Source organism: Planococcus maitriensis, assembly GCF_003289925.1.
Lineage (GTDB): Bacteria > Bacillota > Bacilli > Bacillales_A > Planococcaceae > Planococcus > Planococcus maitriensis.
The window spans coordinates 274,487-300,661 of record NZ_QLZQ01000002.1 but is presented as its reverse complement, the minus strand read 5'-3'; the positions used below and the strand labels follow the sequence as shown (position 1 = coordinate 300,661).

At 52.9% G+C, this 26,175-nt stretch carries 26 protein-coding genes and 2 other annotated features (1 of these 28 running past the window's edge); of the genes, 24 read left to right on the top strand and 2 right to left on the bottom strand.

Going from position 1 to position 26,175, the window contains the following annotated elements:
* Positions 1-36 precede the first annotated feature (36 nt).
* The 11 genes from mreC (at position 37) to pheA (ending at position 7,985) form a co-directional block, all read left to right on the top strand.
* Positions 37-924, top strand: coding sequence for a rod shape-determining protein MreC (gene mreC / locus DP119_RS07850; RefSeq protein WP_112232489.1), 888 nt, complete (start codon positions 37-39; stop codon positions 922-924).
* Complete coding sequence (mreD, locus tag DP119_RS07845) at positions 921-1,451, top strand: rod shape-determining protein MreD (protein ID WP_112232487.1); 531 nt, start codon at positions 921-923, stop codon at positions 1,449-1,451. Before mreC ends, mreD begins: the two co-directional genes overlap by 4 nt.
* A complete protein-coding gene (gene minC, locus DP119_RS07840) occupies positions 1,451-2,140 on the top strand; it encodes a septum site-determining protein MinC (protein WP_112232485.1) in 690 nt (229 codons plus the stop codon). Before mreD ends, minC begins: the two co-directional genes overlap by 1 nt.
* A 1-nt stretch (position 2,141) precedes the next feature.
* Positions 2,142-2,945, top strand: coding sequence for a septum site-determining protein MinD (minD, locus tag DP119_RS07835; protein ID WP_112232483.1), 804 nt, complete (start codon positions 2,142-2,144; stop codon positions 2,943-2,945).
* Positions 2,946-3,673: 728 nt separating this feature from the next.
* Positions 3,674-3,747, top strand: a sequence feature (ribosomal protein L21 leader region).
* 14 nt (positions 3,748-3,761) lie between these two features.
* A complete protein-coding gene (gene rplU, locus DP119_RS07830) occupies positions 3,762-4,070 on the top strand; it encodes a 50S ribosomal protein L21 (protein ID WP_068488425.1) in 309 nt (102 codons plus the stop codon).
* Between the two features lie 2 nt (positions 4,071-4,072).
* Positions 4,073-4,402, top strand: a complete 330-nt coding sequence (locus DP119_RS07825) for a ribosomal-processing cysteine protease Prp (protein WP_112232481.1) — start codon at positions 4,073-4,075, stop codon at positions 4,400-4,402.
* 12 nt (positions 4,403-4,414) lie between these two features.
* The gene (gene rpmA, locus DP119_RS07820; protein WP_068461850.1) at positions 4,415-4,705 is read left to right on the top strand and encodes a 50S ribosomal protein L27; all 291 of its coding nucleotides are present in this window, start codon (positions 4,415-4,417) and stop codon (positions 4,703-4,705) included.
* 127 nt (positions 4,706-4,832) lie between these two features.
* Positions 4,833-5,345, top strand: a complete 513-nt coding sequence (locus tag DP119_RS07815; RefSeq protein WP_112232480.1) for a Spo0B domain-containing protein — start codon at positions 4,833-4,835, stop codon at positions 5,343-5,345.
* A gap of 1 nt (position 5,346) precedes the next feature.
* Positions 5,347-6,636, top strand: a complete 1,290-nt coding sequence (gene obgE, locus DP119_RS07810) for a GTPase ObgE (RefSeq protein ID WP_112232478.1) — start codon at positions 5,347-5,349, stop codon at positions 6,634-6,636.
* 16 nt (positions 6,637-6,652) lie between these two features.
* Positions 6,653-7,105 (top strand): ACT domain-containing protein, encoded by a 453-nt coding sequence (locus tag DP119_RS07805; protein ID WP_112232475.1) that lies wholly within the window; start codon positions 6,653-6,655, stop codon positions 7,103-7,105.
* Positions 7,106-7,124: 19 nt separating this feature from the next.
* The gene (gene pheA / locus DP119_RS07800; RefSeq protein WP_112232473.1) at positions 7,125-7,985 is read left to right on the top strand and encodes a prephenate dehydratase; all 861 of its coding nucleotides are present in this window, start codon (positions 7,125-7,127) and stop codon (positions 7,983-7,985) included.
* Positions 7,986-8,036: 51 nt separating this feature from the next.
* Here pheA and DP119_RS07795 read toward each other — a convergent pair whose 3' ends face one another.
* Complete coding sequence (locus DP119_RS07795) at positions 8,037-8,570, bottom strand: transcription repressor NadR (RefSeq protein WP_112232471.1); 534 nt, start codon at positions 8,568-8,570, stop codon at positions 8,037-8,039.
* Between the two features lie 470 nt (positions 8,571-9,040).
* Between DP119_RS07795 and ruvA the strand changes: the two genes are divergently transcribed.
* From ruvA to dtd, 13 genes are all read left to right on the top strand, one after another.
* A complete protein-coding gene (gene ruvA, locus DP119_RS07790) occupies positions 9,041-9,637 on the top strand; it encodes a Holliday junction branch migration protein RuvA (protein ID WP_112232469.1) in 597 nt (198 codons plus the stop codon).
* 16 nt (positions 9,638-9,653) lie between these two features.
* Positions 9,654-10,652 carry a Holliday junction branch migration DNA helicase RuvB gene (gene ruvB, locus DP119_RS07785; protein WP_112232467.1) on the top strand — a complete coding sequence of 333 codons (999 nt, stop codon included), beginning with the start codon at positions 9,654-9,656 and terminating at the stop codon, positions 10,650-10,652.
* Positions 10,653-10,675: 23 nt separating this feature from the next.
* Positions 10,676-11,728 (top strand): tRNA preQ1(34) S-adenosylmethionine ribosyltransferase-isomerase QueA, encoded by a 1,053-nt coding sequence (gene queA, locus DP119_RS07780; protein ID WP_146747866.1) that lies wholly within the window; start codon positions 10,676-10,678, stop codon positions 11,726-11,728.
* On the top strand, positions 11,725-12,867 hold the full coding sequence (gene tgt, locus DP119_RS07775; RefSeq protein ID WP_112232463.1) for a tRNA guanosine(34) transglycosylase Tgt: 1,143 nt from the start codon (positions 11,725-11,727) through the stop codon (positions 12,865-12,867). The genes queA and tgt overlap by 4 nt, the downstream gene beginning before the upstream one ends.
* A 41-nt stretch (positions 12,868-12,908) precedes the next feature.
* Positions 12,909-13,166, top strand: coding sequence for a preprotein translocase subunit YajC (gene yajC / locus DP119_RS07770; protein ID WP_068868970.1), 258 nt, complete (start codon positions 12,909-12,911; stop codon positions 13,164-13,166).
* A gap of 526 nt (positions 13,167-13,692) precedes the next feature.
* The gene (locus DP119_RS07765; protein WP_112232461.1) at positions 13,693-14,013 is read left to right on the top strand and encodes a post-transcriptional regulator; all 321 of its coding nucleotides are present in this window, start codon (positions 13,693-13,695) and stop codon (positions 14,011-14,013) included.
* A 63-nt stretch (positions 14,014-14,076) separates the two neighbouring features.
* The gene (gene secDF / locus DP119_RS07760; protein WP_112232459.1) at positions 14,077-16,353 is read left to right on the top strand and encodes a protein translocase subunit SecDF; all 2,277 of its coding nucleotides are present in this window, start codon (positions 14,077-14,079) and stop codon (positions 16,351-16,353) included.
* Positions 16,354-16,459: 106 nt separating this feature from the next.
* Positions 16,460-16,900: a LapA family protein gene (locus DP119_RS07755; RefSeq protein WP_112232457.1), complete on the top strand. Its 441-nt coding sequence runs from the start codon at positions 16,460-16,462 to the stop codon at positions 16,898-16,900.
* An 82-nt stretch (positions 16,901-16,982) separates the two neighbouring features.
* Positions 16,983-19,325, top strand: coding sequence for a single-stranded-DNA-specific exonuclease RecJ (gene recJ / locus DP119_RS07750; protein WP_112232455.1), 2,343 nt, complete (start codon positions 16,983-16,985; stop codon positions 19,323-19,325).
* Positions 19,316-19,828: an adenine phosphoribosyltransferase gene (locus DP119_RS07745; protein WP_112232454.1), complete on the top strand. Its 513-nt coding sequence runs from the start codon at positions 19,316-19,318 to the stop codon at positions 19,826-19,828. The genes recJ and DP119_RS07745 overlap by 10 nt, the downstream gene beginning before the upstream one ends.
* Before the next feature lie 89 nt (positions 19,829-19,917).
* Positions 19,918-21,471: a glycosyl hydrolase family 28-related protein gene (locus DP119_RS07740; RefSeq protein WP_112232452.1), complete on the top strand. Its 1,554-nt coding sequence runs from the start codon at positions 19,918-19,920 to the stop codon at positions 21,469-21,471.
* Between the two features lie 117 nt (positions 21,472-21,588).
* Positions 21,589-23,781, top strand: coding sequence for a RelA/SpoT family protein (locus DP119_RS07735; RefSeq protein WP_112232450.1), 2,193 nt, complete (start codon positions 21,589-21,591; stop codon positions 23,779-23,781).
* Between the two features lie 9 nt (positions 23,782-23,790).
* The gene (gene dtd / locus DP119_RS07730; protein WP_112232448.1) at positions 23,791-24,243 is read left to right on the top strand and encodes a D-aminoacyl-tRNA deacylase; all 453 of its coding nucleotides are present in this window, start codon (positions 23,791-23,793) and stop codon (positions 24,241-24,243) included.
* Between the two features lie 132 nt (positions 24,244-24,375).
* Here the strand turns inward: dtd and DP119_RS07725 are convergent, their stop codons facing one another.
* Complete coding sequence (locus DP119_RS07725) at positions 24,376-25,944, bottom strand: N-acetylmuramoyl-L-alanine amidase family protein (protein WP_112232446.1); 1,569 nt, start codon at positions 25,942-25,944, stop codon at positions 24,376-24,378.
* Positions 25,945-26,061: 117 nt separating this feature from the next.
* Positions 26,062-26,175, top strand: a binding site (T-box leader); it runs 126 nt beyond the window's last position.

Here is a 26,175-nt window from a genome sequence, read left to right as displayed (position 1 = left end):
TCTACACGAGCCAATCAATAAGGAGGATGGCCTCACATGCCACAATTTTTATCGAATAAGCGGCTTATCCTGCTGTTGATCGGCGTCATCCTGCTCGTCGCCTTGATTTCCTTGACGCTCCGGGACCGCGGCCAAGTGTCGCTGCCCGAACAGATCGTCAAGGAAGCGGTAGGCGCCGGGCAATCGGTATTTTCCCGCCCCGCTCATTTCGTGACCGGTGTTTTTGACAATATCGACTCGCTGATCAACACATTTGAAGAAAACCGCCTGCTGAAAGCGCGCCTCGAGGAATTTGCGGGCGTGCAGGCAGAAGTGACAGACCTCCGTTCCGAAAACGAGGAACTGAAGGAACTGGTCGGCAAAGAAGAAGATTTACGCGAATTCAACCCGATCCAGGCAGTCGTCATCGCACGCAACCCGGATCAATGGGAAGAGAAAATCATCTTGAACCGCGGCACCAACCACGGCGTCAAGGAAAATATGGCCGTCATGACCGCCGGCGGCTTAATCGGCAAAGTGACGATCGTCACCCCGACCACGTCGACAGTGGAACTGGTGACGACCCAAAACCCGAATTACCGCGTTTCGGCGATGGTACTCGGCGAGGATGATGTATTCGGCTTGATCGAAGGCTATGATGCGGAGCGCCGCGAGCTGCTATTGAAACGCATCGATTTCTCGGTGGAACTGAAAGAAGGCGACCAAGTCGTCTCGAGCGGGCTCGGCGGCATTTTCCCGAAAGGCATCGTCATCGGGGAGATCACGGAAGTGACGATCGACGAATTCGGCTTGACGAAACTGGCTTATGTCAAACCGGCAGCTGACTTCTCGATGCTCAATCACGTGGTCATCGCAGACCGCCTCATGCCGGAAGTTGACGGGGAAGACAACGGGATGACGGAAGAAGAGGAAGAGGAATCATGATCCGTTTCCTCGTTCCCATCGTCTGCCTCGTATTGTTTTTCGTCGAACCGATTTTCGGGCTGTTTTCGCCGCTGTCGATTGACGGATCGCTGTATTACGTCGTCCCGCGATTCCTCATTTTATTCCTGATTTTCTTGACCCTTTTCTATGAACTGCGCCATGCGCTGTTTTACGGTTTGTTCTTCGGCCTCTTGTATGATGTCTTTTACATTGATATTATTGGATTATATTCTTTTCTGTATCCGGCCGTCTGCCTGATCGCCGCGTACTTTTTCAAAAAGATTCCACAAAATCTGCTGTCGGCAACGCTGCTGGCACTCGGCCTTCTGCTCGCAATGGAAGTGGCACTTTACCTGTTCTTCCAATTGATCGGCTTGACCGACGCGCCGGCCGGAACGTTTTTGGCATCGAGATTGTGGCCGACCTTAATCGCCAATGCCCTGTATCTAGGATTGCTTGGCTGGGTGTTCAGGTCGATGATGGTCACGCAAGATCCGCAGCGTGGCACTAAGTTCGGGTTATATTAATGAAAGCGCAGGTGACAGGTTTTTTGAAAAATATCGTGAATATCAAAGGAACGAACAAAGGGCTTCTCATCCAGCTCAATGATATGGCCTCCTATACGGAAATCCTCGATGAGCTGAAGAAGAAAGTATCCGACCCTGCGCTCGAAGGGGATGCGGAAGTACAGATCCAATTGGCGAAGCGCGTTTACAGCAAAGGCCAATTGGACGAGATCAAGAAAGTCATCCACGACAATTCGAAGATGAAAGTGATCGGCACGAAATGCGATGTCGTCACCGTCGAAGAATGCAACCGGATGATCGCTGAGCGCCAGTCGGAAACTTACGTCGGCATCGTCCGTTCAGGGCAAGTCGTGCGTGCGAACGGCGACCTCGTCGTCATCGGCGACGTCAACCAGAACGGCCGCATCGAAGCGGGCGGCAACGTCTATGTGCTCGGCCGCCTCAAGGGCTTTGCCCACGCCGGTGCGAGCGGCAACAAGGATGCGGTCATTGCCGCCTCCTGGCTTGAAGCGACACACCTGAAGATCGCCGATGAACTCGAGACGATGACCGATGAACTCGACAGCTTGTCGGAGCAGCCGGAAATGGAATGCGCTTATTTACATACCAGCGGCAAGATCATCATCGACCGTTTGCAGGAACTGAGATTCCTGCGGCCGCAAATTTCTACGTTTAAAGGAGGAAGCTAGTGTGGGAGAAGCTATCGTAATTACATCAGGCAAGGGAGGCGTCGGTAAAACGACGACGACTGCGAACCTCGGCACTGCATTGGCTCTTCAAGGCAAGAAAGTGTGCTTGATCGATACAGACATCGGGCTTCGCAACCTGGATGTCATTTTGGGCCTCGAGAACCGCATCATCTACGATTTGATCGATGTGCTCGAAGGCCGCTGCAAAATCCACCAGGCGCTTGTCAAAGACAAGCGTTTCGAAGATAAGTTATTCCTGCTTCCGGCAGCCCAGACGGCCGACAAGAACGACGTCAACCCGGAACAGATGAAAGAATTGATCGAGGGGATGAAAGCGGAATACGATTTCATCATCATCGATTGCCCGGCCGGCATCGAGCAGGGCTATAAGAACGCCGTTGCCGGTGCAGACCGCGCGATCGTCGTCACGACGCCTGAGATCTCAGCCGTCCGCGATGCTGACCGCATCATCGGCTTATTGGAGCTCGAGGAAAACCTCGAAGCGCCGAAACTCATCATCAACCGCATCCGCCCGCATTTGATGGAAGCGGGCGACGCACTCGATGTCAACGAGATCACGACACATTTGTCGATCGACCTGCTCGGCATCGTGCCGGATGACGAACGCGTCATTTCAAGCTCGAACAAAGGCGAACCGGTCGTCATGGACCCATCGAACCCGGCAGCACTCGGTTACCGCAACATCGCGCGCCGCCTGCTAGGTGAATCGGTTCCGCTCATGACCATGGACAAGCCAAAGCCCGGCATGTTCGGCAAGCTGAAATCCATTTTCTCAAGCAAATAAACTTCTACAGTAGAAACGCCACTGCATTTGCGGTGGCGTTTTTGTTTTGAAAGATTTTTTTGAATGAAATGTAGGAGGAGGGACAGGGGGATACAAGACATTCTGCTGATATGATATTACATTACGAATTCAAAAGAATAATAAAAATGAGTGTAGTGGAGATTGCGCTTCAAGGGGCACGCTTGCCGAGGGGCGGGTGTTGAGCCAATGTGCCACAAAGAGCGCGGCACATTTGTCTCGCCAGCCCGCGCGGTCCCTCAGGCGTCGGCCCCTTTCCGCTTCATCTCTATATTTAAAGTGGAACTGACGTTCATTTATCACTGACATTAGTTTCGATAATTTGTTTCGGCGCTTGAAGGGGAAGCGATTCCCAACTAGCCGGCAACAAATTATAGAAGCAGATTTGTTTAAACAAACATAAACCAATGAAATCTCTAAGCCGACCAGCGCCACGGGTGAGCCGAAGCAATGAGACAGATGTTCTTTCTGGCTCATTGTGAGAGGCCAACCCCAAGCAGGGAGGCGAAATTCAAAAATGACGAAAGCTCCAACACAAGAAACATCGCCACACTCTCCATCCAAAAATCACAAGCTAGTAAAGAAGCGATATTTAATTGCTTGAACCACAATCCCAAAAATGAAAAGCACACATCACCAACTCTTTTCAGTTCTCTGTTGACGCGGGGTTCTCCCGCATGATATTATTCTAATGTTATGTTTGTAGCGCACCCGTGCTACAACCGCTCGAACCGGGTTTTTAAGCATCGCAAGATCACCTGGAGAGGCGAGTCTTAGTCTAAGAGGAGGTGCAAGGATATGTACGCAATTATTGAAACTGGTGGAAAACAAATCAAAGTGGAAGCTGGCCAAGAGATCTACGTTGAGAAAGTGAACGCAGAAGCTGGCGACACAGTAACATTTGACAAAGTTCTATTTGTAGGTGGAGACGATACTAAAGTGGGTGTTCCTTTCGTAGAAGGAGCAACTGTTACAGCGAAAGTTGAAAAACAGGGCCGCGGCAAGAAAATCACTGTCTTCAAATACAAAGCGAAAAAGAACTACCACAAAAAACAAGGTCATCGTCAGCCATTCACGAAATTGACTGTTGATGCAATCAACCTATAAGAATGATCCAGGTGACCATTCATCAAACCGGCAGCTATATCCATGGCTTTGAAATGTCGGGGCATGCGGATTTTGCCGAACACGGCAAGGATCTCGTATGTGCCGGGGCTTCCGCTGTTTCCTTCGGGGCAGTGAACGCCATCATGGAGCTGACGGGAATTGAACCGGAAATCGAACAGGCGGATAGCGGTTTTTTGAAAATCGCCTTTCCGGAGAACATGGACAAAAAGACGGATGAGCAGGTTCAACTGCTTGTACGCGCTATGGTCATTTCTCTGGAAACGATTGAACACGATTATGCAGACTTTATAAAAATAACCTTCACAGCTTAGGAGGTGGGACATATGTTGAAATTAAATCTTCAGTTTTTTGCATCCAAAAAAGGTGTTGGTTCAACGAAGAACGGTCGTGATTCGGAATCAAAACGCCTTGGCGCAAAACGCGCTGACGGGCAAATCGTAACTGGCGGATCTATTCTTTACCGTCAACGCGGTACGAAAATCTATCCAGGCGAGAACGTTGGACGCGGCGGAGATGACACACTTTTCGCGAAAATCGACGGAACAGTACGCTTCGAGCGCTACGGCCGCGACAAGAAGAAAGTGAGCGTCTACCCGGTTGCTCAGGAAGCTTAATAAAAAACGAAAAGGGCTGCTTTCGCAGTCCTTTTTCTTTTGAAACAAGACCAGCCAAAACCCGTGCCGGGAAATCCGGCCCGAAACTTGGTATACTGGTCTAAAGTGTGTGAAAAGGAAGTGCATTATGGACGACAGGCTAACGGTGGCACAATCGCTTCGGCATGCGCGCCATGATTTTATGAATGAGCTGCAGATGATCAAATTGAATCTGGATTTAGGGCGCACAGATAGAGCCCAGGCGCTCATTCGTACGTATGCCGAAGCGGCTATGCACCAAAGCCGGCTGTCGGCTCTCTCTATGCCTGAAACGGAAGAGTGGCTACTGACGGCTGGCTGGCGTTTTCCGGAGCTGCGCCTCGCGGTTTTTTGCGAAGCCAAGCGGGCGCCGCAGGAGTTGGATGCGGCGCTCTGCAGTTGGCTTGAGGCATTTGCAAAGAGCGTAAAAGAAGCGTTTTCCGACGCTTGGCCCTATCCGGTAGAACTGCACATAATGGAAGCGGGCGGCCGGTTTTCGCTGGAACTGTCAGGTCCCGGCGACTGGTCGTCCGTGAATTTGGATTCACCGCAATTGGCAATTGGTAAAGCGTGCGGATCGGATCGCTCGAAAGTCGAGATCCACGCACAGATGGAGGGATAATATGTTTGTCGATCACGTAAAAGTATATGTAAAAGGTGGCGACGGCGGGGATGGCATGGTCGCATTCCGCCGCGAAAAATACGTACCGAACGGCGGGCCAGCCGGAGGCGACGGAGGGAAAGGCGCAGATATCGTCTTCCAAGTCGATGAAGGCTTGCGCACGTTGATGGATTTCCGTTTCAAGCGGATCTTTAAAGCCGAGCGCGGGACGCACGGCATGAGCAAAAACCAGCACGGTGCGAAAGCACATGACACGATCATCAAAGTTCCGCCGGGCACTGTCGTCAAAGACGCCGATACAGGCGAGACAATCGCCGATTTAGTGGAAGACGGGCAATCCGCCGTCATCGCTCGCGGCGGGCGCGGCGGGCGCGGCAACTCGCGTTTTGCGACGCCTCAAAACCCGGCGCCGGAACTATCGGAAAAAGGCGAACCGGGCCTTGAGCGCAACGTCATCCTGGAATTGAAAGTATTGGCGGATGTCGGCCTGGTCGGTTTCCCGAGTGTCGGCAAATCGACGTTATTGTCGGTCGTCACTGCAGCCAAGCCGAAAATCGGCGCATATCACTTCACGACGATCGTCCCGAACCTCGGGATGGTCCAAACGGAAGACCAGCGCAGCTTCGTCATGGCCGATCTGCCAGGATTGATCGAAGGCGCACACGAAGGCATCGGCCTGGGCCATCAATTCCTGCGCCACATCGAACGGACGCGCGTCATCGTGCACGTCATCGATATGTCGGGCATGGAAGGCCGCGACCCTTATGAGGATTATGTGACCATCAATGAGGAATTGAAGCAATACAATATGCGCTTGACTGAACGCCCGCAACTGATTGTGGCGAACAAGATGGACATGCCGGATGCGGAAGAGAACTTGGAAGAGTTCCGCAAGAAATTGCCGGAAGACGCGAAAGTGTTCCCGATTTCCGCATTGTCGAGAAAAGGCTTGAACAACTTGATGTTTGCGGTAGCCGACTTGCTCGAAGTGACGCCTGAATTCCCGATGGAAGACGAGGCGGACCCGGATGCAGCGGATACGGTTCTTTACAAGCACGAAATGCAAGGCGACGGATTCGATATCTCACGCGACCCGGACGGCGCTTTCGTCCTTTCTGGCTACGCTATTGAGCGGATGTTCAAGATGACCGACTTCTCTCGTGAAGATTCGATTCGCCGATTCGCCCGCCAGATGCGGGGTATGGGCATCGATGATGCACTTCGCGAGCGCGGGGCAGAAAACGGCGACACGGTCCGTCTGCTCGAATTTGAGTTCGAATTCACCGACTGATGCGGAGGGTACTTGAATGAAGGATATTTCGGAACAACGCTATTACCTGGTGCGGGAAGATGTACTGACAGAAGCGATGGTCAAGACGCTGGAAGTGAAAAAATTGCTCCAGCGGGACCGCATGTCGATTTTGGATGCGGTCGCAAAGACCGGATTGTCGCGCTCGGCTTTCTATAAATACCGTGACGCGGTCTTTCCGTTCCATTCCATCGTTAAAGAGCGGATCTTGACGGTTTTCCTGCAATTGGAAGACCGTTCCGGAACGCTTGCGACTTTGCTTCAATCCGTAGCGGAAATGGGCTGTAATATTTTGACCATCCACCAGACCATTCCGATCCAAGGGCGCGCGAACGTCACCTTGTCGCTTGATGTGACGGCGATGGACGTCGACTTGGACATGTTCTTGCAGCAATTGAAAAAACTCGACTTTGTCGAGTCGGCCGATGTAGTATCAAGCGGTTCGTCATAAATGTAGGGGGAATGAGTCCATGACTGAAAAGAAAAAGAGAATTTCGTTTTTAGGCCCGGAAGCATCGTTTACGCATTTGGCCGCTTCCAAAGTATTTCCGGAAGAACAGCTGATGCCGTATACGACCATTCCCGAATGCATCGAGGCGGTCGCTGAAGGCACGGTCGATTATGCGGTTGTGCCGCTCGAGAATGCGCTCGAGGGATCGGTGCCATTGACGGTGGATTATCTGTTCCACGAAGCGGAGCTGTATGTGACGGCGGAAGTGCTGTCGCCGATCCAGCAGCATTTGCTCGTCCATCCCGAAAACCGCGGCGCGGAATCGTTCGAAGCGATTTATTCGCATCCGCACGCCTTGGCGCAATGCCATAAGTTTTTGTATTATACGTATAAAACGACGCCGCTCCAGCAATACAGCTCGACGGCTGCTGCCGCCAAGATGGTGTCGGAATTGCCCGAGCGCAATATAGCGGCGATCGCCAATGATTATGCAGCGGAAAAATACGGCTTGGACATCGTGCAGCGCGACATCCACGATTTCCATTTCAACCACACGCGCTTTTTCGTATTGTCGAAAAGCAACCATAAATTGACCGACCCGGGACACGAAGCACAGATCAAGACAACTTTGATGATCACCCCTCCGGAAGACGACCGGTCCGGTGTTTTGCACCAGGTGCTGTCGGTATTCGCTTGGCGGCAGTTGAACTTGTCGAAAATCGAATCGCGCCCGTTGAAGACAGGGCTCGGCAATTACTTCTTTATCGCCGACGTGTTGGAAGACGAGAATGCGGCGATGATGCGCGGCGCGTTCGAAGAGCTTAAGGCTCTTGGCTGTGGCATCAAGACGCTGGGTTCCTACTATACCTACAATTCATGATTAGCACGCAAGAAAAATCCCCGGACGCCTTATTGGCGTCCGGGGATTTTTTCATTCCGCTTCTTCAAGCAGGTAGCCGTGCTGTTTCATCGCTTCGACAGCTTTCGCAAGCGTTTCGGGAAAATCTGCCGTGATGGTGTGGATATGCGTGCCTTCTGTCAGTTCCAGCAAATAGCTTGCGCCGGTATCACGTATGCGCTGCATGAACAAATCGACATCGAGCGGAGTCGAGACGTGGATCCCTGCCGTCAGTTCGCCATAGATGGGATGTTCGATCGAGACGTCTTTAACCGTGACGCCGCAGTCGACCAATAAGCGCAGCTCCGCTTCCGTTTCCTGCGGCAAGTGATTGCAGGCGATGCGGCGGCTCACTTGCTTATTGCCGCTCGGGTCCAGGTATAGATAGCCCTGGCTCGTCGCGATGATCGGTTCGCCTTTAGCCTTCAACAAGGTCATGTCGCCGACCACCACCTGCCTGGACACTTGCGCGAGCTTGGCAAGCGCGCTCCCGGTCATCGGCCGGCCCGCCTGCTTCAGCTCATCCAATAAAACATTCCGGCGTTCTTCGCCGTATAACTTTTTCATGAAAACCCTCCGTTGATTACCAAATTACATATTGTACTCTGAAATTGCCTTTCTGTAAAAATCATTTAAGGCCACTCTTGGTGTGTTCAGCAATATATATAATGTAGCAAAACTGCGAAGACTCCCGCGGGAAAGCGAGAAAGCCGAGACCCCGCAGGTCGCAAAGCGACTGAGGAGGCTTGGCGCTCGCCCGCAGGAAACGAATGGACGAAAGTAAGTGAGTCCATTCGTTTGCGATGCTCGAACGCAGAGAGAGTTGAGCAAAGCTTTTCTTTTAGCAGATTTGCGGAATGCGTTGAGTGAGTGAATTTGACTTCACCATATAATTTTATTTTAACATAAAGAGAAACTTCAATCAGCGGGAAGCTCTTTCATAGCTTTCAAAGGAACAGCCGAACCGGATAGCTTTCTTCGTAGGAGCGGGCGGAATATGGTATAATCAATAGGTTGAAAATGAAAGGGCGATTGCAATGTACGATTACATAAAAGGGCAAGTCACGCGTGTGACGCCCGAATATTTGGTAGTGGAACAGCAGGGCGTCGGCTGGCAGATCTTTGCCCCGAACCCGTATTCGTTCGGATCCGGCGAGCTGCAGATCTTTGTGCATCATCACGTGCGGGAAGACGCTCAGTTCCTGTTCGGCTTCCCGACGCTAGAGCAGCGGGAATTGTTCCGCAAGCTCATCAGCGTCTCCGGCATCGGCCCTAAAGGCGCGCTTGCGATTTTGGCATCCGGCCAGCCGCAATTCGTCATCGAGGCGATCGAGCAGGAAGACGAGAAGTATTTGGTGAAATTCCCGGGCGTCGGCAAGAAAACGGCCCGCCAGATGATTTTGGACCTGAAAGGCAAGCTGACGGATTTCTTCGGAGAATCGTACGAGGAAACAGGGCAAGCGGACTTGTTCGGCGGCGACGAATCCGAACTCGAGGAAGCGATGCTCGCACTTGGGGCGCTCGGCTATTCGGAACGCGAGATCACGAAAGTGAAGCCGCAGTTGAAAGGCCTGGAACTCGACACGGAAGGCTATATGAAAAAAGCCCTTCAATTACTATTGAAACAATCTTAACAAGGAGGCGAACGCCATGGAAGAACGCATTATCGACGGCGAAATTTCGGAATTTGATGAGCGCTTTGAACAATCGTTGCGTCCACAGCGTTTGTCGCAATACATCGGCCAGCAGAAAGTAAAGCACAACCTGGAGATCTTCATCGAAGCGGCAAAGATGCGCAACGAATCGCTTGACCATGTGCTGCTTTACGGGCCGCCGGGTCTCGGGAAGACGACGCTTGCGACCGTCATCGCGAACGAAATGGAAGTCGGCGTGAAGATGACTTCCGGCCCGGCGATCGAAAGGCCTGGCGATTTGGCTGCGATCGTTTCATCGCTCGAGCCGGGGGATGTGCTGTTCATCGATGAGATCCACCGCTTGAACCGCTCGATCGAAGAAGTGCTGTATCCGGCGATGGAGGATTTCTGCCTCGATATCGTCGTCGGCAAAGGCCCGACTGCGCGTTCTGTGCGGCTCGATTTGCCGCCGTTCACCTTGATCGGGGCGACGACGCGTGCGGGTGCATTATCGGCACCGCTGCGTGACCGTTTCGGCGTCTTATCTCGGCTCGAGTATTACGACGCGGAAGCTTTGACGGATATCGTCGAACGCAGCGCCGCCTTGTTCGAGGCGGATATCGATCCGCATGCCGCCATTGAAATCGCGCGCCGTTCCCGGGGCACCCCGCGTATCGCGAACCGCCTATTGAAGCGCGTGCGCGATTATGCGATGGTTCGCGGCAATGGATCGATCACGACCGATATGGCGGAGCAGGCTTTGGAGATGCTCCAAGTCGACCCGCTCGGGCTTGACCATATCGACCATAAATTATTGACTGGCATGATCAGCCGTTTCCGCGGCGGTCCTGTCGGCTTGGACACGATCGCTGCAAGTATCGGCGAGGAATCGACGACGATCGAGGATGTCTATGAACCGTATCTATTGCAGATCGGCTTTATTCAACGGACGCCGAGAGGGCGCACAGTGACGCCCCTTGCTTACGAACACTTTAAAATGGAGATGCCTGAATGACTAAACTAACAAATGAACAGCAATTGAATGTAAATGACTTTGATTTCGACTTGCCGGAGGAATTGATCGCGCAAACGCCGCTCCTTGACCGGACATCAAGCCGCCTGCTTGTGATGGACAAGGAGACGGGAGCGGTCGAACACAAACATTTCCGCGACATCCTCGGCCATCTGCACGAAGGAGACACGCTCGTGCTGAACGATACCCGCGTGCTTCCGGCGCGCCTGATGGGCACGAAAGAAGAAACAGGTGCCAACATCGAAGTGCTGCTGCTGAAGCAGACGGAAGAAGACGTGTGGGAAACACTCGTCAAACCGGCCAAGAAAGTGAAAGTCGGCACGGTCGTGTCGTTCGGCGACGGGCTTTTGCGCGCTGAATGTACGGGCGTCCTGGATCACGGAGGCCGTTATTTCAAATTTATCTACGACGGCATTTTCTACGAGATCCTTGACCAATTGGGCGAGATGCCTTTGCCGCCATACATCCGCGAGAAGCTGGAAGACCAGGACCGGTACCAGACAGTGTTCGCGAAAGAGCGGGGCAGTGCCGCTGCGCCGACTGCAGGGCTTCATTTCACCGATGAACTATTGGAGGAAATCCGCAAAAAGGGCGTCAATATTGCCTTCATCACCTTGCACGTCGGGCTTGGAACGTTCCGCCCCGTATCGGTGGAGTCGATCGAAGACCATGAAATGCACGCTGAATTCTACCGCATCACGAAAGAAACCGCGGATTTGATCAATGAAACGAAACAGCAAGGCGGCCGCGTCATCTCCGTCGGCACGACATCGACGCGCACGCTCGAGTCGGTCGCGAAGAAATTCGGTGGCCAGTTGCAGGAAGACAATGGCTGGACGGATATCTTCATCTACCCGGGCTATGAGTTCGAAGCGGTGGATGGTCTGATCACCAACTTCCATTTGCCGAAATCGACGCTCGTCATGCTCGTGAGCGCCATGTCGAACCGGGATGCCATTTTGAATGCGTATCATGAAGCTGTCGAAGAGCGCTACCGCTTTTTCAGTTTCGGCGACGCGATGTTTATTGAACCGCAGAAAAAGGAGACCGAATCATGACCCATGCAGTGACTTACGAACACATCAAAACTTGTAAACAGACAGGCGCCCGCCTCGGCATCGTCCACACGCCGCACGGCTCTTTCGAAACGCCTGCCTTCATGCCGGTCGGCACGCAAGCGACCGTCAAGACGATGAGCCCGGAAGAATTGAAAGCGATGAACGCCGGTATCATCTTGAGCAATACGTACCACCTGTGGCTGCGCCCAGGGAACGACGTCATCAAGGAAGCGGGCGGCCTTCATAAATTCATGAACTGGGACCGCCCGATCCTCACCGATTCCGGCGGCTTCCAGGTGTTCTCACTCAGCGAGTTCCGCAATATCAAGGAAGAAGGCGTCCATTTCCGCAACCATATGAACGGCGACAAACTGTTCCTGAGCCCGGAAAAAGCGATGCAAATCCAGAACGACCTCGGCTCGGATATCATGATGGCGTTTGATGAATGCCCGCCTTACCCGGCGACGCACGAATACATGAAATCGAGCGTCGAGCGCACGTCGCGCTGGGCAGAGCGCTGCCTTGAGGCACATGCGCGCCCGCAGGACCAGGGATTGTTCGGCATCATCCAGGGCGGCGAATACGAAGATTTGCGCAGACAAAGCGCAGAAGACCTCGTTGCGCTCGACTTCCCGGGATATGCAATTGGCGGTTTGTCGGTCGGTGAACCGAAAGATGTCATGAACCGTGCGCTGGAATTCACGACGCCGTTCATGCCGTTCGACAAGCCACGCTATTTGATGGGCGTCGGCTCTCCCGATTCCTTGATCGACGGCTCGATCCGCGGAATCGACATGTTCGACTGCGTATTGCCGACGCGCATCGCACGAAACGGCACATTGATGACGAGCACAGGCCGTTTGAATTTGAAAAATGCGAAGTTCAAGCATGATTTCACGGCAATCGATGAGAAATGCACATGCTATACATGCACGAATTACACGCGCGCTTATGTGCACCACTTATTGCGCGCCGATGAAACCTTCGGAATTCGCCTTACGAGTTATCATAACCTTCATTTTCTGTTAAACTTAATGGAACAGGTGCGTCAAGCGATCCGCGAAGACCGCCTGGGAGATTTCCGCGAAGAATTTTTTGAAGCGTACGGATTCAACAAGCCGAATGCAAAAAATTTCTGAGTTCGAAAACGATAGAGAACATGAAAGGGGGAAATTGAACAATGGAAACATTAATTGCGTTATCACCTTTACTATTGATGTTCTTGCTGATGTGGCTATTCATCATCCGCCCAGCGCAAAAACGCCAGAAAGCGACAGCGAACATGCAGTCCGAATTGAAACGTGGGGACCGCATCGTCACGATCGGCGGCTTGCACGGCCAAGTCGACGCAGTGGACGATACGACTATCTACATCACGGTGGCAGACGGCACGCGCATGCAGTTTGAGCGCCAGGCAATCGCCCGCATCGTTGAATAAGTAACCGAAAAAAACCGTCTTCCTTTCGGGAGGCGTTTTTTTCGTCCATTGCGAAATCGACTATACTCTAACTGAACAAAGCTATTTATAGCCTTTTAAGAACAATATTATGCAAAACAACTGAAGGTGTGGATTAAGTAGCCTATTTTGGTTTGTTTCCACTCTAATGTATATATTCAAATGAAAGAGTGGAAGGCGGCGACTAATGAATAAGCGCAAGACACTTGTGCTTGTTCATTTGCGACGCATCTGCCTCGCAGATGTGGGAGCAGCTGCGTTTTGAACTCACTCCTTAGCGAACAAGAGACGGCTGAGGCCATGCCCTGGCAGCTGGCATCGCGACGTCCTGTCGCGCCTGCTGCATGACCCACATCCTGTGGACCCGAAAGCGTCCGCCTGGAGCGATTTCATTAACTTATTTTAACCAAATTAAATTAAACAATTTTCCAAAAATTTTCATGCATTTGTTCTAAAATTTCCATCTGGGAGTTACAATGGAAACAGAACTGCAGAAAGGAGAACCGACATGATGAGCTATCCGGAAAAATACGAGCAGGTGCTGCCCGCATTGGAGAGTAAATGCAGTGAATTCACGTATTTGCAATATGAAACATTCACCCCGGAAGCTTTGTGGGATTACTGCCTGAGGAAAGTGTGGAAAAAGAAGAAAATCGAAGACATGCGGCTGCATGAAATGGTGTCGGATATCATGGATCTGACGGCCTCCGATTTTGTCGCTTACCATCAGGTGGAAGCCTTTAAAACCGCAAACTTTTTCACGGAAGACAGCATGGAGGACCTGCAGCAGCTTCTTCGTCCGGCGCGCCAGAAACCGCGCGGGATTTGACACCTTTTGGCACGTCACCGATAATGTAAGTGCTGTGTTGTATATTGAGGAGGAACTATACATATGAAAGCAAGATCTCGCATCATCGCCTTTTTCCTGCTGGTATTCATGCTCATCGGGCTGATTGGCACAACTAGCCTGCCGATCGCCAAGGATATCAATCTCGGGCTCGATCTGCAGGGCGGATTTGAAGTTCTTTACCAAGTCGAACCGCTTGAAGAAGGACAGGAAATTACAGAAGAAGTCGTCTCCGATACGACGGATGCGCTGAGAAGCCGCATCGACGTGCTCGGCGTCAGTGAACCGAGCATCCAAATCGAAAGCGGCAACCGGATCCGCGTCCAGTTGGCGGGCATCGAAGACCAATCGTCTGCCCGTGAGCTGCTTTCGACTGAAGCGAACCTATCGTTCCGCGATGCGGAAGATAATGTCATGCTGTCCGGAAATGACCTGGCGCAAGGCGGCGCCACGGCCACTTTCAATCAGGAAGGCCAGCCGATCGTCACGCTGGAACTGAACGAACCGGGCAAATTCGCCGAAGTGACGGGCGAGATCGCGCAAAAGCCGGCACCGGATAACGTGCTTGTCATCTGGCTCGACTTTGAAGAAGGCGTCGATTCCTATCAGGAAGAACGCCTGGAAGCGGACCCGAAATTCGTTTCCGACCCGCGCGTTTCACAGCGCATCAATTCACCGAGCGTTGAAATCTCCGGTTCCTTTACTGTAGAGGAAACGCAGAACTTGGCCGGTATCTTGAACGCCGGTGCGCTTCCGGTGAAACTCGAAGAAGTGTATTCGACATCTGTCGGTGCACAATTCGGTGAACAGGCACTGGACGAGACGACTTTCGCAGCCGGTATCGGCATCGCGGCTGTCCTGCTCTTCATGCTATTGTTCTACCGTTTCCCTGGAGCGATCGCAGTCATCACGCTTTCCGCTTACGTCTATCTGATCCTCGTGATCTTCGAATGGATCGGCGGCGTGCTGACCTTGCCGGGCATCGCGGCGATCATGCTCGGTGTCGGGATGGCAGTCGATGCCAATATCATCACTTATGAGCGCATACGCGAGGAACTGCGGACCGGCCAGTCCGTGCGGGATGCTTTCCGTGCAGGCGCCAGATCGTCGTTTTCCGCGATCATCGACGCCAATATCACGACGCTGCTCGCAGCCGCGGTCTTGTTCTATTTCGGCACCAGTTCCGTCAAAGGCTTTGCGACGATGCTGATCATTTCCATCCTAGCCAGTTTCCTGACTGCTGTTTGGGGCTCTCGCCTCATGCTCGGCCTTTGGGTATGGAGCGGGTTCCTGGACAATAAGCCAGGCTGGTTCGGCTTATCGAAAAAGAAAATCCATGCAAAAGAGGAAGACTTGCACATTACCGATTTGACGACGCCTTACGACCGCTTTGATTTTGCGGGCAAACGCCGCAAATTCTTTGCTGCATCACTCGCGCTCATCTTATCGGGGCTAGTCGTACTGTCGATCTTCCAACTGAACTTGGGGATCGATTTCTCCAGCGGTACACGCGTCGAAGTCACTTCCGAATCGTCACTCACTAAAGATGAAGTGGAAAACTTCGTGGAAAGTGCCGGTTATCCGTCGGATGATATCGTCATGGCAGGCGAAGGCTCTTCAATCGGCGTTGTCCGCTACAGCGAGGAATTCAGCCAGCAGGAAATCGAGGAGTTGAAATCGGCGGCTATGGACGAATACGGCATCGAACCGAACGTGTCGACCGTATCGCCGACCGTCGGCATCGAGCTCGCACAGAACGCCATGTATGCACTGGCCATCGCGGCAGTCGGCATCATCATCTATGTGGCGTTCCGCTTTGAATGGCGCATGGGTGTGGCGTCCATCGTGGCACTTCTACACGATGCCTTCTTCATCGTCGCGGCCTTCAGCTTGCTGCGGCTGGAAGTGGACATCACGTTCATCGCCGCTGTCCTGACCATCATCGGTTATTCGATCAACGACACAATCGTCACTTTTGACCGGATTCGCGAGAATATGCGCCGCGTCAAGAAAATCGAAACGTTCGAACAGCTGGAGAAAATCGTCAACACTTCTCTCCGCCAGACCTTGACGCGTTCGATCAATACTGTCATGACGGTATTCCTCGTCGTGCTTGCGCTCCTGATCTTCGGGGCTGCATCGATCACGAATTTCTCGATCGCCTTGTTGATCGGCTTGGTCGCAGGGACGTATTCATCGATCTTCATCGCTGCCCAGATCTGGCTTGTCCTGAAAAAAGGCGAGTTGAAAAAGAAAGGGCCGATCGATATCGAGAAGAAAGAACAAGAGTCGAAATGGGGCTCCGACGAACCAGTCGTATAAGTTTAATAGGAGAAAGGGACAGGGTATAGAGTATTAATACCTTGTCCCTTTTTTGTGCGATAAACCGGCAAGGTGTACGAAGTTTGAAAAAGAAGGGATGGTTCACATGAAAATGCAATGGCTCTTATTGCTCGGTCTCGTTTTTGCTATCATCATCGCGATTTTTGCCGTATTCAATGTCGATAATGTACCGGTCAATTATGTGTTCGGCGAAGCCGAATGGCCGTTGATCCTGGTCATTCTGGTTTCTGCGTTGCTCGGGTTCCTGCTATCGAGCATTCTCGCCATGACGCGCAACTACCAATTGAAGCGCAAGGTGAAGACGCTCCAGAAGGAAGTGGCGGTCAAGGAATCGCTTATCGCCACCCAGCAGAATGAAATCGCGGAATACCAGAAAGCGGGCGTCACGCCCGACGCGATGGTCGTCACCGGGGAAGAACGCACGCACGATGCGGACGAATCGCTCCGGACCCAGCCGGAACGCGACGAGTTCGGCGTGAACGATACAGAAGACCGCCGTCCGGACACGAACCGCGACAGATTGTAAAATGAACCTTTCGGCTAAGCGCCGAAAGGTTTTTGTCTGCCCGCTGATGTTGTATAATGTACGGGTGAGGAAGTGAGAACCGATGATTGAATCGAAAAAAAGATGGCAATTGACAAGCCCGGATGAACAAGCTGTCCAGAACTTGCAAGAAGCGCTGTCCTTGTCTTCTGTGCTGGCGAAGATCCTCGTCACGCGCGGAATCGATACGGTGGAAAAAGCGCAGGAATTTCTGGATGTGGAATTGTCTGGCATACATAACCCGTTTCTGATGAAGGATATGGACGTCGCAGTGGCGCGTATCCAACAGGCGATCGAAGCGGAAGAAAAAATTCTCGTCTATGGCGATTACGATGCGGACGGCGTCACCAGCACGACGGTCATGATGACGGTGCTGCAGGATTTAGGTGCTGATGTATCGTTCAAGATCCCGAACCGCTTCGACCATGGCTATGGCCCGAATGCGGAGCTGTTCAAGGAAGCGCATGCGGAAGGCATCAACTTGATCGTCACGGTCGATAACGGCGTGTCAGGAATCGAGCCGGTGCGTTTGGCGAACGAACTCGGGATGGACGTCATCATCAGCGACCACCACGATATCGGCGATGAACTCCCTGAAGCGCTCGCGATCATCCATCCGCGGCATCCGGAAGGCAATTACCCGTTCGGTGAACTGGCCGGCGTCGGGGTCGCCTTCAAAATGGCGCAGGCGCTCTACGGCGATATACCGGACCATTTGACGGAGCTGGTCGCAATCGGCACAATTGCCGATTTGGTGCCGCTGCACGGAGAGAACCGCGTGCTCGTCAAAGAAGGCCTGCGCGCCTTGCAGGATTCGCCGATGCCTGCGATTGCGGCACTCGCAGACGTTGCGGGCGTCAAGCAGCGCGACATCACGGAAGAGACAATCGGTTTCATGTTCGGGCCGCGCATCAATGCGATCGGCCGACTGCAATCGGCGGACCCGGCAGTAAGGATGTTCATGACCGATGACCCATCAGAAGCGAGATCCCTAGCAGACGGCTTGGACGTCTTGAACAAAGAACGACAGGCGATCGTCAAGGCGATTTCAGAACAAGCGATCGAGCAAGTGGAAGCCCGCTATGGGGAACAGCTGCCACATGTCATCGTCGTTGCGCAGGAAGGCTGGAATCCCGGTGTGGTCGGGATCGTCGCGTCGAAATTGACCGAGAAGTTCTACCGGCCGTCAATCGTCCTGTCGCTCGATTTGGCAAACGGCAAAGCGAAAGGTTCGGCGCGCAGCATCGAAGGCTTCCATCTCTACAATGAACTTGCCAAAAACCGCGACATCCTGCCGCATTTCGGCGGCCACCCGATGGCAGCGGGCATGACGCTTGCTGCAGGAGACGTCGACGAGTTGCGTGAACGTTTGAACGAACAAGCACAAACTTCATTAACTGCAGAGGATTTGGTGCCGGTTGTGTCGATCGATATTCCTGTCACACTTGATGAAGTGAATACGGATGCCATCGAAGGCATGCGCCGTCTCGCACCATTCGGCATGGGCTTTGCCAAGCCGAAGTTTTATTTGGACGGCGTCAAGGTAGCCGGCATCCGCAAGATCGGTGCGAGCCAGGCGCATCTGAAGATGGAGCTGGCTCAAAACAGTTCCACTTTGGATGCGGTCGGCTTCGGCATCGGGGAACTCGGAGATGAACTGACGCCGGATGTGAAGATCGACGTCATCGGCGATTTGCAGATCAACGAATGGAACGGCCGTAAAAAACCGCAGCTGTTGGTGGAAGATATCCGTACGGACGAATGGCAATTATTCGACATCCGCGGCATCCGGCAAGTCAGCCGCTGGTCGAAGCTCATCCCGAAACAAAACCAGGTATTCGTCGCTTTCCAGAAAGAGACGGAAGCGGTGTTCAGTTCGCTGCTCGATGGCCCGATCGTCCCTGCACAATCCCTCGCTGAGCTGGACGCTGCCAAAGACCACCTGGTGCTTCTGGATCTGCCGGATTCCGAGGAGCAGCTGTCGTCCGTGTTGAAACAAACTCGGCCGAAGCGCGTCTATGCCCATTTCTACGCACAGGAGTCCCAATATTTCGAGCGCATCCCGGACCGGGAGCAATTCAAATGGCTATTCGGCTTCGTCAAGAAACGCGGCACCTTCGATTTCAAAAAGAACGGCGATGAACTCGCCAAACATAAAGGCTGGAGCCGGGAAACATTATTTTTCATGCTTCAGGTGTTTTTTGAACTCGGTTTTGTTACACTTAACAATGGAATTACCGAGATTGCACAAGCCCCGGGAAAACGTGACCTGTCAGAAGCGCCGGCTTATCAGAAGCGCGAGCGGCAGATTGCCTTGGAACAAAAGCTGTTGTATGCATCCTATCGGGACCTAAAAGACTGGTTTGACGCCCAAGTGTCAGCCAAGGAGGAAGAATTATGGATTTAAAGCAATATATAACCATCGTAGAAGATTGGCCGAAGCCAGGAATCAAGTTCAAGGATATTACATCTTTGATGGACAGCGGCGAAGCCTATAAATACGCAACGGACCAAATCGTCGAATATGCGAAGACGGTTGATGCGGAAATCATCGTCGGGCCGGAAGCCCGCGGATTCATCATCGGCTGCCCTGTCGCTTACGCTCTTGGAATCGGCTTTGCGCCGGTCCGCAAAGAAGGCAAATTGCCGCGTGAAGTGATTCGCGCACAATACGGCCTGGAGTACGGGACAGATGTATTGACGATGCATAAAGATGCCATCAAACCGGGACAGCGTGTCTTGATCACGGACGATCTTCTGGCTACCGGCGGTACGATCAATGCGACGATCAACTTGGTTGAACAGCTTGGCGGCGTGGTTGCGGGCTGCGCATTTTTGATCGAATTGACTTATCTGGATGGCCGCAAGAACTTGGACGGCTACGATGTCACAACTTTGATGCAATATTAAGAAAATCACCTTGCCTTTTTAGGCAAGGTGATTTTTTTTCTGAAGGTAGGGTATGGTAGAGAAAGAAACTAGCGAGAGAGGTGATTTCCATGATTGAGTTGGACAGACGGTATGACCCTGTGCAAAACAATGAATTGATCGGGCAGCTGCTGAACGATGCAACTCCTTTAGAACAGACCACCAGGGAGACTGAAGCGCTGTTCAATGACATCAAGAAAGACCTTCCTCGCGTACGCATCAAGAGGCCGGTCCATTTCCTCGAGAAGCTCTGGTCGGTATTTGCCGATGAGTATGAAGTGGCGGACGACAACGGCTATGGCACCATCGTGTTCGGCCAGGACCTGTTTCCGGAATGGAAGGGCAAGCTCGACCGCGAATACAAAAAGCTCGATTCGACGATCAACCGGCGCGTCAATATCCGCGATTACGGCGCGGTCGGCGACGGCATCACCGATTGCACCGAAGCGTTCAGGAAAGCGATCGGCAACGGCCGTGTGGAAGTGACAGTGCCGCCTGGCGTCTATATCGTCAAAGGCATCCGCGTCCCTTCATGGAGCCGGATCGTCGGGGCGGGCAAGACTGCTTCGGTCATCAAGTTGCATCCGAAAGCGCCGAAGCGTTCGCGTCTACTGACCAACTCCAATTATGTGACAGGCAACCGCAACATCTCGGTCGAGAGCTTGAGCCTAGACTGGAACGTGGAACGCCTCGGCCAGGCCGACCGCACCAATGCTTGGGGCAATTATTCGAGCTGCGTCACTTTTGCCGGGGTCACGTACGGCTGGGTGCGGGATGTGGAAGCGATCAACCCCGGCCTCCATTGCGTGGACATCACATCGCCGCTTTATAATTACGCAGGCGACGGCATGCGCGGGCGGGGCGGCAGCAAATATGTCTGGGTCGATAAAGTGAACGGCTTCGGCTTCGGGGACGACGGCTTGACGACCCACCACAGCGATTATGTCTTCGTCTCGAACTGCCATTTCTCCGACCCGAGCGGCAAAGCCCATAAAAAAGGCTATTCGAATTCCAACGGCATCGAAATCGATGACGGCTCGAGGCATGTCTGGCTGTTCAACAATTCCACCTCGCGCTGCTTCGGCGGCATCGAGATCAAAGCGCACGCCAATTCGTCTGCAGCATCCGGCGTCTTCATTTCAGGGCATCTGTCCGTCAATGACAACCGCTCATTCAATTTCCGCCATATCGGCCACCATCTCCGGGAAGACCCGGAATCCTTGTCGGCCTATAATATCAAGGCGCAGCGGCTGGTGTCTCTGGCGCCGATCGAAACGCGGCTCTATAAGGATTCATCGCCGCGCTCGCTGGTTATTTCCGGCTACCGCAATGTCGCAATCAACCGCTTCCTGTTCGAAGGCGACCCGCTCTATGATTATAAAGGGCGCCCGGCTTCCGCCGTACAATACCGCGCCGAGCATATTTCGCTGTCGAACGGCGTGGTGCGCGGCTTCCGCACGGCGGGATCTGACATCTCGATCATGGGCGGAAAGCAAAGCGCGCGCAATGTCCGCGTCAAGAACATCATGAGCGTCGACTCGTCGGACAAGACCGTTGCGGTCGGCGATGACAGCAAATGGATCATGGTCGACGGCATCCGCAAGCAAAAAGCTGACCGCCTGTAGCCCCTGGGGTAATTTTTGAAGAGTTATGAAAATACTCAAAAGCTTTACTTTTCAGCGGAAAGTTATCTATAATAAAGAAATACTCTTCTGGAAATAAATAAAGCAAGGTGGGCAATTATGGCGAAAGATCAAGTGAGAACAGTTGAAGATGTATTCGAGATGGTTGCGTCCTATATGAATGCAGAACACGTGGATACGATAAAAAAGGCGTACCAGCTTGCCTATGAAGCCCATGATGGCCAATTCCGGAAATCCGGCGAACCGTATATTGTGCATCCGGTGCAAGTGGCCGGGATCCTCGCAGAACTGCAGATGGATCCGGCCACAGTCGCAGCGGGTTTTTTGCATGATGTCGTAGAAGATACCGACGTCAGCCGCGAAGACATCGTCCGCGAATTCGATGAGGAAGTCGCATTATTGGTCGATGGCGTCACGAAACTCAGCAAGATTAAGTACATGTCGAAAGAAGAACAGCAGGCGGAAAACCACCGCAAGATGTTTGTCGCGATGGCCCAGGATATACGTGTCATCCTGATCAAGCTGGCAGACCGCCTGCATAATCTGCGGACCTTGAAATACCAATCGGTCGAGAAGCAGCGCATCAAAGCGAACGAGACGCTGGAGATCTTTGCGCCGATCGCGCACCGCCTGGGGATCAACACGATCAAATGGGAGCTTGAAGATACGGCTCTCCGTTATTTGAATCCGCAGCAATATTACCGCATCGTCAACCTGATGAAGAAAAAACGCACGGAGCGGGAAGACTATTTGAACAATGTTATGGATGAAATCCGTGTCCAGCTCGACGATGTCGGCATCGAAGCCGACCTGTTCGGGCGCCCGAAACACATTTACAGCATCTACAAGAAAATGGCGATGCAGAACAAGCAATTCAATGAAATCTACGACTTGCTCGCCGTGCGCATCACGGTCGACAGCATCAAGGATTGTTACGCAGTGCTTGGCATCATCCATTCTACATGGAAGCCGATGCCTGGGCGCTTCAAGGATTACATCGCCATGCCGAAGCAGAATCTGTACCAATCGCTCCATACGACGGTCATCGGGCCGCAGGGCGATCCGTTGGAAGTGCAGATCCGCACCGAAGAAATGCACCGCATCGCCGAATACGGGGTAGCGGCGCACTGGGCCTATAAAGAAGGCAAGACTTCAGACAAGCCGATCAGCTCCGTTGATTCCCGCCTGTCGTGGTTCCGCGAAATCCTGGATTTCCAGAACGAATCCGACAATGCGGAAGAATTCATGGAATCGCTGAAATTCGACTTGTTTTCGGACATGGTCTACGTGTTCTCCCCGAAAGGCGATGTCATCGAAATGCCTGACGGCTCCTGCCCAATCGATTTTGCCTACCGCGTCCACAGCGAAATCGGCAATAAGACGATCGGCGCGAAAGTGAACGGCAAGATGGTGCCGCTTGATCACGAACTGCATACGGGCGACATCGTCGAAATCTTGACTTCCAAGCAATCGGTCGGCCCGAGCCGCGATTGGCTGAACATCGCCAAATCGACGCAGGCCAAGAACAAGATCAAGCAATTCTTCAAGAAGCAAGTGCGCGAGGACAATGTCCATAAAGGGCGCGACCTTGTCGAAAAAGAGATCAAAGCACAGGAATTCACCCAAAAAGAAGTGCTGACGGCGGAGAACATCAAACGCGTCATCGAGAAATACAATTTCGCCAGCGAAGATGATATGTATGCGGCTGTCGGGTTCAACGGCATCACCGCGCAGCAAGTCGTCAACCGTCTGGCGGAGCGCCAGCGCAAAAAGCGCGAACAGGAAGAAGCTATCGAAAAGATCACCGTGGAAATGAAATCCAACCAGCCGAAAAAACAGACGGAATCCGGCGTCATCGTGCGCGGCATCGACAATATGATGATCCGTTTGTCGAAATGCTGCAATCCGGTGCCGGGCGATGCCATTCTCGGGTTCATCACGAAAGGCCGAGGCGTCTCGGTCCACCGCGCGGATTGCCCGAATATCCAGGCGGATGAATCCGACCGGCTAATCCCGGTTGAATGGGAAAACGCAGGGTCGCCTGAAAACAAATCATATCAAATCGATATTGAAGTGCAGGCCTATGACCGTTCGGGCTTGATCAACGAAGTGATGCACATGGTCAGCGAGACGAAGACGACGATCACCGCCGTCAGCGGGCGTGCCGACAAAGACAAGATCGCGACGATCAATTTGTCGATCATGATCCCGCACATCTCCCACCTGAACCGTGTCGTGGAACGCATCAAGCAAATCCCGGACGTTTATTCGGTCACTCGAGTGACGAATTAAGGAGGAGCCATGAAAGTCGTATTGCAGCGTTCAAAAAAAGCGTCCGTCACCGTTGACGGGCGCGTAACAGGGGAAATCGAGTCCGGCTATGTGCTGCTTGTCGGCATCGCCCATAGCGATACGGAAGCGGATGCAGTATATGCCGCCAAGAAAATCGCGGGACTTCGCTTATTCGAAGACGAAGACGGCAAGATGAACCGCTCGATCGAGGAAGCGGGAGGCAGCGTGCTGTCGATTTCCCAGTTCACCTTGTATGGGGACGTGAAAAAAGGGCGGCGCCCGAGCTTTGTCGAAGCGGCGCGCCCGGGACAAGCCGAACCCTTGTGGCTGAAATTCAATGACGAATTAAGAAGCCACGGCCTACAGGTCGAAACCGGCGTATTCGGCGCCATGATGGACGTCCAGCTCGTCAACGACGGGCCGGTCACCATCATCGTCGACTCGGACGGGGCTAAAAAATAAATAGAGCAGGGGCTGTCCCGAAGCGTCGTGAAATACGGCTTTTGGGCCAGCCCTCTTTTATTTATGGACACGGCGAATGCTCAAAAGTAAAAAAATGCCCCGCTTCTCATTTGAGGAGCGGGGCATTCGGGTTTATTCACTTAATTCGGAATCGAAATAGCTGATGATGCCGTTGTAGAGGCCAAGTGCCGCTTGTTCACGGAATTGGTCGCTCGATACGATGCGTTCTTCGTTGAAATTGCTGAGAAAGCCAAGTTCGACGAGCACCGCGGCCTGGCGGTTATCCCGCAACACGAGGTAATTGCCTTTCCTTGCGCCGCGGTCATCGAGCGTCAATTTCCCGGCCAATCCGCCGTTGATGTGCTCGGCCAATTTTTGCTGGTATGGGTGCTGGTAATACGAAGTAAAGCCCGAAACCGTGCTGTCTTCCGTGGCATCGTAATGGATGCTGATGAAGGCGTCCGCTGCCACTTGATGGCTTTCGGATACGCGGTGCCGGAGATCGACGTAAACATCGGACTGGCGCGTCATTACGACTTCCGCCCCTGCAGAGCGCAAATGATGGGACAGGATTTCCGCTGTCTTCAATGTCAGGTCTTTTTCATTCGTCTTCCGGACGCCGACCGTCCCGCCGTCATTGCCGCCATGGCCCGGATCCAGGACGATCGTCAAGCCGTTCAGTGTGCCGGCTTTTCTCGGGGGCTGCTCTTTTTCGGCACCGGCCGTTTCAGTGGACGATCCTGTGCGGACGACCCAGTCGGCGATATAAGCTTGGCGGCCGTCTTCAAGCGCTACCAGATACCACTGGCCCTCTTTGCTCGTCACTGGCAACTGCGTACCGGCATCTGCACGGGTGACGACTTCTGAAGATGTGCTTGCCTGTGCGCGCAAGTTCGTGCCATCGGTAAGGACGGTCACTTGTTCATCGGAAGAACCCGCTTGTTGGACGGGCTGGTCGGACAATTCGCCATAAAAGGCATAGACCCAGCCGGTTTTGCCTTCCTCAAGTTCGAGCTGGACCCAGTTGCCGTCCATCCCTTTTACGCTGAACACTTGCCCTTTTTTGACAGAGTCGCGGATTTCAGCATTCAAGCTTGGCTCTGCGCGGACATTGAGTGCGTCGACCGCGATGCGGAATGAAGAAAGTTTCTCGAGAGCTTGTGAAGCTTCCGGCTGGTCGGCGGAAGAAGAGTCTTCGGGAGCCGCATTTTTTTGCTCCGTTAAGCTTATGTACTGTGTCGAGACGAAACCGCGGACATTGCGGAATTGCACTTCCGTCCAGTCGCCGTGGCTCGCGATGACTTGTGCCTGATCGCCGGCGTTCATTTTCGACAGCACCGCGGATGATAGATCAGCCTGCGTGCGGATGTTCAGGCTGTCGACGGACGATACGGCGGTTTGGGCTGTTGGCTCTTGCGCTTGTTCTGTGCTGACGAGCCAGGAAGCGACCCAGCCGTCTGTATTGCCGTGGCGGATCTCGATCCAATCGCCGCTGCGTGAAATCTGCTGTGCTTTGTCGCCTTGTTTCATCGAGCCGATCACTTCATAGCTCAAACCCGGGCCGGTCCGGACATTGACCGTCGAACCGGTCGCGGTCACCTCGCCGTTATCTGCATGGGCAGGGGATGAAACGGACAGAGGGATTGTGCCTGATAAGGCCAAGATAAAAACCAGCAAGGTGAGTAAGAATCGTCGTTGCATAGCGGGCCTCCTAAATAAAATTCATCTTCATCATAATATCAAAAAAATCAGGCAATGTATGCAAAAGCTTGACAAGATTTATTCAGCTGATTAAGATTGATTTATTCTACTTATATAATTTTGCTGAAGACGGAGAAAGTAATTGCTGGCATCGACTGAAAAGAGAGGGAAAGCCCCGGGCTGAAAGCTTTCCTGCAGGGATCTGCAACGAACAACACTCTCGAGGTTCTT